The sequence below is a fragment of the Aliamphritea spongicola genome, from assembly GCF_017051665.1.
Lineage (GTDB): Bacteria > Pseudomonadota > Gammaproteobacteria > Pseudomonadales > Balneatricaceae > Amphritea > Amphritea spongicola.
This window is the reverse complement of record NZ_JAFIDL010000001.1, coordinates 109742-120331: the sequence shown is the minus strand read 5'-3', so window position 1 is coordinate 120331 and position 10590 is coordinate 109742. Positions and strand designations below refer to the sequence as shown.

The following is a 10590-nucleotide window of genomic DNA, read 5'->3' as shown; positions in this document are numbered from 1 at the left end:
CGATCTCCGAACCGGAGCTTTTTTATTATTATTCCTAGCGCCACTCTACCTAAGTCGTCTGGACGATTAAAGACGCTTAGGCTGAGTATTTGGTTTTTATTGGCTTTTATAGGAAAAAAATCAGATTTGGCACCCTTGTGTCGACGGCTTTGGTACCAAAAGCGACTTTTTCCGGCCAACAATTTTTGTCATGTGACACTAAAGCAGGAAATTATATGAAAAAGTAACAAGTCTTTTTCCCTGTAATCTGAGAAAATATAGGCGTATCCTTTTCGCTATTGCAGCATAGAATTACAAAAACATAAAAAGAAGCCTACACATGGACAATTTGGATAAATTAGACATTGCAATTCTCCGTGAACTGCAAAAAAACGCCCGGATCACTATCACCGAACTCGCTTCACGGGTTGGCCTTTCAAAGACTCCCTGCCAGATCCGCATGCGCCGGCTGGAAGATCAGGGCTATATCCTGGGTTACATTGCTCTGGTTGATCAGAAGAAACTTGGCACCAAACACGTAGCCTTTGTTCAGGTATCCCTGAGCGATACCCGCACCAAAGCACTGCAGGCATTTAATGATGCTGTACGGAGCATTCCGGAAATCGAACAGTGCCATATGATTGCCGCTAATTTTGACTACCTGCTGAAAGTCCGTACCGCCGACATGGAATCCTACCGGGCGGTACTGGGCGAAAAGATATCCTCATTACCCTTTGTCACCCAGACCAGCACCTTCGTGGTCATGGAAGACGTTAAAGATATCGAAGCCAAACTGGTTTAACCCGGCACACTTAAGGAAGAGAAAACATGAACCGCAAAGCATTTCTGCTGGCGATGTGTGTCGTACTGATGTGGTCCACAGTAGCCAGCGCGTTTAAGCTGACCCTGTCGCTGGTAACACCGCTGCAAATGCTCTGGCTGGCAGTCGCTACCGGGGTGGTGATTTTAGGCGCTGCTGCCTGGAAGCAACAAAAGCTGCAACCGGCCTGGCAATTACTGAAGCAATCTCCAGGCTTTTTTCTGTTACTGGCGTTTCTTAATCCAACCGCCTATTACCTGATCCTGTTTGCGGCTTATGACATTCTGCCCGCTCAGCAGGCACAGGCACTGAATTATACCTGGGCGGTTATGCTGAGCATGCTTGCGGTTCCCTTTCTGGGCCAGACCTTCACCCGGGTAAACCTGTTCAGCATCATCATCGCCTATTCCGGCGTACTGGTCATTGCCACTCAGGGAGAGTTGATGGCACTGGATTTCAAGCAGCCATTAGGTGTTGCTCTGGGGCTGGGCAGTTCAATATTTTTCTCCAGCTACTGGATTCTGAACACCAAATATCCCCATGACCCGGTAATCACCCTGCTACTGTGTTTCGGCCTGAGCCTGCCAATGCTATCCGGCATGATGCTCTGGCAGAACGGCTTCACTGATATTCCACTGGCGGCAATCGCCGGCGGTATTTACATCGGTGCTTTCGAGATGAGTTTTGCCTTTCTGTGCTGGATGAGTGCTTTGCGCCTGGCAACCAATACCGCCCAGCTCAGTAACCTGGTGTATCTGGCACCGCCAATTTCGCTGGTACTGCTGGCGGTAGTCGTGGGTGAAGAAGTGCTCTACTCAACCCTGATCGGTTTTGCGCTGATTATCAGCGGCGTGCTGCTCCAGCAAATCAGACAGCGTCCCTCTTCGGCATAAATCCAAACCACAAAAAAACCGCCATAAAGGCGGTTTTTTTAATCCGTAGTGCTTAACCCTGCATCAGGATTCGCAGCATACGGCGCAGCGGCTCAGCAGCACCCCACAACAGCTGGTCACCCACGCTGAATGCATTCAGGTACTCATCGCCCAGGTTCATCTTACGCAGACGACCTACAGGTACACTCAGGGTGCCGGTCACTTTCGCAGGCGTCAGCTCAGCTGCAGTGATATCACGCTCGTTCGGGATAACCTTAACCCAGTCGTTGGCTTCTGCCAGCATGGCGTTAATTTCATCCATCGGTACGTTCTGCTTCAGCTTGATGGTGAACGCCTGGCTGTGACAACGCATGGCTCCGATACGTACACAGGTACCATCGATTGGGATCGGGCTGTCGTTCAGCCCCAGAATCTTGTTGGTTTCCGCGTATGCCTTCCACTCTTCACGGCTCTGACCGTTATCAACCGGGCTGTCGATCCACGGGATCAGGGAGCCAGCCAGCGGTGCGCCGAAGTTATCAGTCGGCAGACCTTCACGGATGATGTCAGCTACCTGACGATCGATATCCAGGATTGCGCTGGCAGGATTCGCCAGATCAGTCGCCACAGACTCTTTGATCATACCCATCTGAGTAATCAGCTCACGCATGTGACGGGCGCCGCCACCGGAAGCAGCCTGATAGGTCATGGAAGTCATCCATTCGATCAGACCGGCGTTGAACAGGCCGCCCAGGCCCATCAGCATCAGGGATACGGTGCAGTTACCGCCAACGAAAGTCTTTACGCCTTTGCTCAGACCATCTTTGATGACATTCATGTTTACCGGATCAAGGACGATGATGGCATCATCTTCCATACGCAGGGAAGAAGCCGCATCAATCCAGTACCCCTGCCAGCCTGCCTTACGCAGATCAGCATAAACCTGTTTCGTGTAGTCGCCACCCTGGCAGGAAATAATGGCATCCATCTGTTTTAAATCTTCAATGGATGTCGCATCTTTCAGCGCCGGAATCGTCTTACCAATATCCGGACCGGCCTGACCTACTTGGGATGTCGTGAAAAAGACCGGCTCTTCGATGTGATCGAAATCCCGCTCTTCCATCATGCGTTGCATCAGCACAGAACCAACCATTCCGCGCCAACCAACAAAACCTACACGCTTCATTGTATTAATCACCAAATTAAGGATTTAAAAAACGACAAAAGCCGGTGCCTGTATTGCTACACCAGCCTGTCTGCCCTTCTGTTTTATTAAGTACAGAAGAAACTTACTTACCCAATCGCAGTAAGCGAACTCAGTATTATGCAATATTTCTAATACATAAACTATATAGCTTCATACGACTTTTACATAACGCTGACCCGGATCAAGATCCATCAAAAGCCATCTCCGGGTCAAGACGGCACTCATACCAAGGTCGTAACCTGGCAACGGGTGCCGTTTCTGTACCTGAAAACAGGCACAGATGATGTTTTATGCCTGCAGCGCAGCTACAACCGCATCACCCATTTCGCTGGTGCTTACTTTAGTCATGCCTTCAGACCAGATATCAGCGGTACGCAGATTCTGATCCAGCACGGTGCTGACAGCAGCTTCAATACGGTCCGCCGTTTCACCTGCATTCAGGGAGTAACGCAGCATCATTGCCGCAGACAGAATCGTTGCCAGCGGGTTCGCAATACCCTGACCGGCGATATCCGGTGCAGAACCGTGGCATGGCTCATACATACCCTTGCCACTCTCATCCAGAGATGCAGATGGCAGCATACCGATTGAACCGGTCAGCATTGCCGCCGCATCAGACAGAATGTCACCGAACATATTACCGGTCACCATTACGTCAAACTGCTTCGGCGCGCGAACCAGCTGCATGGCAGCGTTATCCACGTACATGTGGCTCAGTTCAACATCCGGATATTCTTTGGACAGCTCATCCATAATTTCACGCCACAGTACGGTTACTTCCAGTACGTTAGCCTTATCGACAGAGCACAGACGCTTGTTACGGGCACGGGCCGCTTCGAATGCTACCCGGCCAATGCGGCGGATTTCATTCTCGTCGTATACATAAGTGTTGTAACCTTCACGGATACCACCTTCCTTCTCGCGCACACCCCGTGGCTGACCGAAATAGATACCGCCAGTCAGTTCACGGACAATCAGAATATCCAGGCCGGCAACAATCTCAGGCTTCAGGGAAGAGGCATCCGCCAGTTGCGGATACAGAATCGCCGGACGAAGGTTACCGAACAACTCCAGATTAGAACGGATCCCCAGCAGACCTTTTTCCGGACGGATCTGAAAATCAGGATTAGTATCCCACTTCGGGCCACCCACGGCACCCAGTAGGATTGCATCGGCATCTTTAGCCGCATTCAGTGTCGCTTCCGGCAGTGGTACACCGTCCGCATCAATCGCACAACCGCCTACACGCGCTTCAGACAGCTCCAGTGCCAGATTATCCTGCTCATTTACCAGCTCCAGCACACGGCGGGCTTCAGCAACAATTTCAGGACCGATGCCGTCACCTGGCAAAATCAAAACATTCTTAGACATTCTTAAACCCTTCTAATATCGAAAGCAGCCGACACCTCAGCTGCTTATAAATCCTGTTAGCGAATCGCGTCAAACAACCACGGGCTTGCCGCACGGGCCTTCTCTTCATAAGCACGGATATCGTCCGCATGCTGTAACGTCAGACCGATATCATCAAGGCCATTCTGTAAGCAGTGCTTACGGAAGTCATCGATTTCAAATGACATTTCCGCACCGGACGGGGTAACAACCACCTGACGCTCAAGATCGATTGTCAGTTCATAACCTTCGTTCGCCGCCACTTCTGTGAACAGCTGATCAACCTCTGCTTCGCTCAGGACGATTGGTAATAAACCGTTCTTGAAGCAGTTGTTGTAGAAAATTTCCGCAAAGCTCGGTGCAATCACCGAACGGAAGCCGTAGTCATCCAGCGCCCACGGCGCGTGCTCACGGCTGGAACCACAACCAAAGTTTTCCCGGGCCAGTAACACGCTGGCACCATTATAACGGGGCAGGTTCAGGACAAACTCTTCATTTACAGGACGGCCGCTGCAATCCTGATCCGGCAAACCTTCATCCAGATAACGCAACTCATCAAACAGATTCGGGCCAAAACCGGAACGCTTGATAGACTTCAGAAACTGCTTCGGGATGATCATATCCGTGTCAACGTTGGCACGGTCTAAAGGTACGGCAATCCCGCTGTGCTGATTAAACTTTTTCATGATTGCTTCCCCTTATGCCTTAACCATTTCACGAACATCTACAAAGTGACCTGCAATCGCTGCCGCTGCTGCCATTGCCGGGCTCACCAGATGGGTACGGCCACCGAAGCCCTGACGGCCTTCAAAGTTACGGTTAGAGGTAGAAGCGCAATGCTCACCGGCACCTAACTTATCCGGGTTCATCGCCAGACACATAGAGCAACCAGGCTCACGCCATTCCAGACCCGCTTCCGTAAAGATCTTATCCAGACCTTCCGCTTCCGCCTGCTCTTTAACCAGACCGGAACCCGGTACCACCAGCGCCTGAATAATGTTGCCGGCGACTTTACGGCCTTCAACAACCTTCGCAGCATCCCGTAAATCTTCGATCCGGGAGTTGGTGCACGAACCGATAAACACACGGTCCAGCTGAATATCCGTAATCTTCTGATCCGCCTCCAGCCCCATGTACTTCAGTGCACGCTCAATGCCGTCAACTTTAACCGGATCCGCTTCATTTGAAGGATTCGGCACCAGCTCAGAAACGCCAACCACCATTTCCGGTGAAGTACCCCAGGTAACCTGTGGTTCAATATCAGCAGCGTTGATTTCAACCACTGCATCAAACTCAGCATCCGCATCAGACACCAGATCCTGCCAGGCAGTAACTGCGGCATCCCACTGCTCACCTTTCGGCGCAAACGGACGGCCTTCAACGTAATCAATCGTGGTCTGGTCAACCGCCACCAGACCTACACGGGCACCGGCTTCAATGGCCATGTTACTGACCGTCATACGGCCTTCCATCGTCATGTTGCGGAATACGTCACCGCCGAACTCAATCGCATAACCGGTACCACCTGCGGTGCCAATCACACCAATGATGTGCAGGATGACATCCTTAGGCGTCACACCGATGCCCAGCTCGCCATCAACGCGAACCAGCATGTTCTTCATTTTCTTGGTGATCAGACACTGGGTTGCCAGAACGTGCTCAACTTCAGACGTACCGATACCGTGCGCCAGCGCACCCAGTGCACCCAGGGTTGCTGTGTGGGAGTCACCGCAAACGGCGGTTACACCCGGTAAAATAGCACCCTGCTCAGGTGCCATGACGTGAACGATACCCTGACGCTGATCGTTCATTTTGAATTCCAGAATGCCGAAATCATCACAGTTCTCATCCAGGGTTTTCACCTGAATCTTGGAAACCGGATCAACAATCTCTTCCACACCACCGGAACGTTCCGTGGTCGGTACGTTATGGTCCGGGGTTGCGATGTTCGCATCAATCCGCCAAGGCTGACGGCCTGCGATGCGCAGCCCTTCAAATGCCTGCGGTGAAGTCACCTCGTGCAATACCTGACGGTCAATATAAATTAACGCACTGCCGTCTTCATTCATGCGGACCAGATGTTGCTCGAACAACTTGTCATATAACGTCTTGCCAGCCATTTTTAGCTCCTGTCGGCATCAGGCTCACTTCCGAACCTAATAATGTTATTGCTGCCCGTCTGCTGCGGGCTTTAAAAAGTCTTTTCTACAGCACAGAAAACGCCCTGATTCAGGACCAGCACTGTGGGAAAGACTCCTTGGATAGCGCATATCCTAGTGCAAGGTTTCTGATAAAACAAATTCATATTTTTTATAGATTGCATTCCAATCAGGAATAGAAAATACTGATCCCATGACCATCTTTTTTCTGCCGGAACGCCTATGGACAGTAACAGCCTGCAAGCCTTTGTCACCGTCGCCGACAACGAATCATTTTCTCTGGCGGCTGAACAGCTTTTTCTGACCCAGTCAGCGATCAGCAAACGCATCGCCCTGCTGGAAGAGCAACTGGACAGCAAACTGTTCGACCGGATCGGCCGCAAAGTCAGCCTCACAGAAGCTGGCAACACTTTGCTGCCCCAGGCCCGGCAGATATTGCGCCAGCTGCAGGATGCCAAACGCTCGCTGCACGACCTGCAGGGTCAGGTCAGCGGTAACCTGTCGATGGCCGCCAGCCACCATATCAGCCTGCACAGACTGCCCCCGGTACTGCGCCGTTTCACCAAAGAATGCCCGGAAGTGGATCTGGACCTGCGCTTTGATGCTTCAGAAATCGCCTACGAAGGCGTACTGAAAGGCGACCTTGAACTGGCCCTTATTACATTATCCCCCCAGCCCCATAAGCAGATCCATGCACAAAAAGTCTGGGATGACCCGCTACGCTATGTGGTCAGCCCGGACCACCCTCTGGCCGGCAAGTCCAGCGTCAGCCTGGAAGAACTGACCGCCTATAATGCGATTCTGTCCGGCTCAGCGACCTTCACCCGGCAAATTGCCGCCCAGCAGTTCAGCCATCCGGAACTGAGGTTGAAAACAGCTATGTCCACCAACTATCTGGACACCATCCGTATGATGGTCACCATCGGTCTTGGCTGGAGCCTGCTCCCGGACACCATGATCAATAAAGACCTCAGCGTTCTGAACGTTGATGCACCGCCGGTCAGCCGCCAGCTGGGATATATAAGTCATAAAGAACGCACCCTGAGCAAAGCCGCCCAGCGTTTCATTGAAATGCTGGAAGCGAACAGCGGTACCTAAGCCCCGCTGAATTCGTTAAGCTAAACAATCATCCGTGCTTAAAAGGAAGCCCTGTAATGACCAAACCAGGCCAAACGCCCACCGACCTCTGGCTGGAACAGCAACAGGCGTTCTGGGAAGCATTGCAGGCAGGCCAGCCTGCTCCTCCGGTTTCAGACTGGCAGACGTTTATGCAGGCTAATCCTTTCAGAGCTGAAGCGCAAAACGACAACCTCACACAACTGCTCAGCCAGAATCAGCAACTGGCTGCCGAATTTGCAGACCTCTACAGAAACTTCGCAACCCGTCAGGCCAGCGCAGACAACAGCAACGCTTCGTTACAGACGCTGATTAACGGTTTACAGACATTACTGGAAGATAAAGCCGGCAGCCTGTTTGCAAAAAACTGGCAACTGAGCAGCCTGCTGAAACCCCAAAGCCAGCAATCACTGCAGGCATGGCAACAGGCACTGGACGATTATTTCCGGCAGCTTAGCGAACAGGCAGCCAGCCTGCCCGACAACCTGATCAGCCAGACCCACAAAGACCAGCTGAAAACATTCCAAGAACACTGCAAGTCCTGCCGGGATGCCTTTACCAGTCTGAATACGCAACATCAGGCCATTCTGGAAAGCACCACCGAAAGCCTCCGCGAACAACTGCAGAGCCAGCCACCGGAAAGCCTAAAGCAGCTACTGGATCAATGGACTGACTGTTACGAACAGGCATACTCCCAACAGGTTTTCACATCTGAATACCAAAGCACACACGCGGCTTTTAATAACAACCTGTTAAAACTGATTAATCTGCAGCAATCACTTTGCCAGCCAGACAAGGCGCTGCCATTACAGTCAGGATTTGTCAGCCAGCAGGATTACCGGCAAAGCCTTAAGCAACAACATCTGTTACGTAAACAGGTGAAAACTCAGGCACAGACAATCGCAAAACTGGAGCAACGGCTCAGCCAGTTAGAATCACAGCTGAAGAACACCTCAGGGGAGCAGACTTCCGGAGGCGATCATGAGCGATAAACCTTTTACGCTCCGGCAGATAGCCGCTGAAATCAGCCAGTTTAACCAGCAACTGGCGGACAGCTACCGTACCCTGCAATCACTGACAGACTGTGAAGTAGGCCCTACCCCAAAAGACTGTATATATAAGGAAGATAAACTCCGCCTGTATAAATACCGTTCGCAGGTGGCAGACAGTTGCCAGACACCACTTCTGATTTGCTATGCACTGGTCAACCGGCCCTATATGCTGGATCTGGATGAACAGCGCTCTTTCATTGCCCGGCTGACTGCCAGTGGTATTCCGGTTTATCTGATCGACTGGGGTTACCCGGATGCGGCCGACTGTTTTCTGGATATGGATGACTATATAAACGGCTATCTGCATAACTGCGTTGAACAGGTTAAACAGCACAGCGGCCAGCCCCGGATAAACCTGCTGGGCATCTGCCAGGGTGGTTGCCTGAGCCTGAGCTATACCGCCCTGCAGCCGGACAATATCAAAAACCTTATCACGATGGTCACCCCGGTGGACTTCCACACCCCGGGAAACATGCTCAGCCACCTGATTCAGCAAACCGACGTAGATCTGATGGTAGATACTCTGGGCAACATTCCCGGGCAGATGCTCAATGACGCTTACGCCGCCCTGATGCCCATGCGCCTCAGCCTGCAGAAATACCTCAATATGCCCGCTCAGTGCGCCACTGAAGAACAGGCCGCCGGTTTTCTCAGAATGGAAAAATGGATTAATGACAGCCCGGATCAGGCCGGTGAAATGTTTCGGGAGTTTGTGACTCAGTTTTTCAAAGGTAACGGCTTTATACAGGACTCAGTCCGGGTCGGTGACCGACAGGTAAACCTGCAACAAATTCAGCAACCCATTCTCAATGTATACGGCAGCTATGATCACCTGGTCCCGCCGGCTGCATCAAAAGCACTGAAAGACCTGACTGCCAGCAGCGACTACCGGGAACTGGAAATAAAGTCCGGCCACATCGGTGTGTTTGTCTCACAGAAGTCACGGAAAACCCTGGCACCGGCCATCAGCCAGTGGCTGACCGACCGCGATCACTGATCACTGCTTTGCGATACATTCCTGAACGGCTGGGTAAGCAGCCTGTCAATGCGCTGTTCCCCGGATTCTGTCAGTCCGTTCACACCGATCCGCAACGGTGAATGGGCATCATTGCAATAACTCCCCAGCCAGCGGTCCCAGCAGGACAGATTAAAGCCAAAATTTGTATGGGTTTCACGCAGGTCAGCAGAATGATGTATCCGGTGCATGTCCGGCGTCACCACCAACCAGCGAAGCCATCGTTCAAACGGCTGGGGCAATGTCACATTGGCATGATTAAAAACCGCCATGGTGCTGAGCAGCACCTCAAAAGCAATAACAGCTTCGGCCGGCACGCCCAGCAACCAGACCACCAGCACCTTAATCAATACAGACAGCACAATTTCAAGCGGATGAAAGCGTAACCCGGTGCTGACATCCACATCCTGATCCGCATGATGCATCCGGTGCAAACGCCACAACACAGGCACCCGGTGAAAAATACGGTGCTGTAAATACAGGGTCAGGTCCAGCAAAACCAACCCGGCAATCAAACTGACAATGTAAGACAGACCCAGCACATGAAACACACCGCTTTGTTCCTGGGCAGCATACAGCGCAGCAGTCACCGGAAGCACCGGCATTAACAACCGGACCAGCAGCGTATTCAGGGTAACCAGGAGTAGATTATGACTCCAGCGGTAGCGTCGGCTAAAAGTAAGCTTTCTGGCAGGGTGAAAGCACTCCCAGAACCCCATCAGAATGAATAACAATCCGGGGAAAGCGATACGCAACAGAGGCTCAGCACTCAGCCAGTCCATCATTCCACACCTGTTTCACACATAAAGCAGTCCCCGGTCAACCCTGCGCTGAATCAACAGATCATACCGTTCACTGCCGGCAAAACTCAGTTTGGGCAATCTGCTGCTTTTCATTTCTTTACCACTCGATAAAAATGGGTATATCACGGGGTACAAGGAAAACCAATTATGCTTCAGCCGTATCGCCTTCTCGCAGGCA

General features: G+C 51.8%; 10 protein-coding genes. 5 read left to right on the top strand and 5 right to left on the bottom strand.

The genetic code is table 11. The features are described 5' to 3' along the window. Positions 1-319 precede the first annotated feature (319 nt). Both JYB63_RS00615 and JYB63_RS00610 read left to right on the top strand, forming a co-directional pair. Positions 320-781 (top strand): Lrp/AsnC family transcriptional regulator, encoded by a 462-nt coding sequence (locus JYB63_RS00615; RefSeq protein WP_205655807.1) that lies wholly within the window; start codon positions 320-322, stop codon positions 779-781. A 26-nt stretch (positions 782-807) separates the two neighbouring features. Next, positions 808-1692, top strand: a complete 885-nt coding sequence (locus JYB63_RS00610) for a DMT family transporter (RefSeq protein WP_205655806.1) — start codon at positions 808-810, stop codon at positions 1690-1692. Positions 1693-1744: 52 nt separating this feature from the next. Here the strand turns inward: JYB63_RS00610 and asd are convergent, their stop codons facing one another. The 4 genes from asd to leuC all read right to left on the bottom strand — a co-directional run bounded on the left by asd (position 1745) and on the right by leuC (position 6387). Continuing rightward, the gene (asd, locus tag JYB63_RS00605) at positions 1745-2857 is read right to left on the bottom strand and encodes an aspartate-semialdehyde dehydrogenase (RefSeq protein WP_205655805.1); all 1113 of its coding nucleotides are present in this window, start codon (positions 2855-2857) and stop codon (positions 1745-1747) included. 309 nt (positions 2858-3166) lie between these two features. After that, positions 3167-4249, bottom strand: a complete 1083-nt coding sequence (leuB, locus tag JYB63_RS00600; RefSeq protein WP_205655804.1) for a 3-isopropylmalate dehydrogenase — start codon at positions 4247-4249, stop codon at positions 3167-3169. 56 nt (positions 4250-4305) lie between these two features. Beyond that, positions 4306-4953, bottom strand: coding sequence for a 3-isopropylmalate dehydratase small subunit (gene leuD, locus JYB63_RS00595; RefSeq protein ID WP_205655803.1), 648 nt, complete (start codon positions 4951-4953; stop codon positions 4306-4308). 12 nt (positions 4954-4965) lie between these two features. After that, positions 4966-6387, bottom strand: coding sequence for a 3-isopropylmalate dehydratase large subunit (gene leuC, locus JYB63_RS00590; protein ID WP_205655802.1), 1422 nt, complete (start codon positions 6385-6387; stop codon positions 4966-4968). Positions 6388-6648: 261 nt separating this feature from the next. Between leuC and JYB63_RS00585 the strand changes: the two genes are divergently transcribed. Genes JYB63_RS00585 through phaC form a run of 3 tightly spaced genes read left to right on the top strand, consistent with a single transcriptional unit; the run spans position 6649 to position 9591 of the window. Then, entirely contained in the window at positions 6649-7524 is an 876-nt protein-coding gene (locus JYB63_RS00585) for a LysR family transcriptional regulator (RefSeq protein ID WP_205655801.1), read from the top strand. A gap of 56 nt (positions 7525-7580) precedes the next feature. Next, positions 7581-8534, top strand: a complete 954-nt coding sequence (locus JYB63_RS00580; protein ID WP_205655800.1) for a poly(R)-hydroxyalkanoic acid synthase subunit PhaE — start codon at positions 7581-7583, stop codon at positions 8532-8534. Beyond that, entirely contained in the window at positions 8524-9591 is a 1068-nt protein-coding gene (phaC, locus tag JYB63_RS00575; protein ID WP_205655799.1) for a class III poly(R)-hydroxyalkanoic acid synthase subunit PhaC, read from the top strand. The genes JYB63_RS00580 and phaC overlap by 11 nt, the downstream gene beginning before the upstream one ends. Here phaC and JYB63_RS00570 read toward each other — a convergent pair. Then, positions 9585-10394 (bottom strand): sterol desaturase family protein, encoded by an 810-nt coding sequence (locus JYB63_RS00570; RefSeq protein WP_205655798.1) that lies wholly within the window; start codon positions 10392-10394, stop codon positions 9585-9587. The two genes, phaC and JYB63_RS00570, sit on opposite strands and share 7 nt — an antisense overlap. Between the last annotated feature and the right edge of the window lie 196 nt (positions 10395-10590).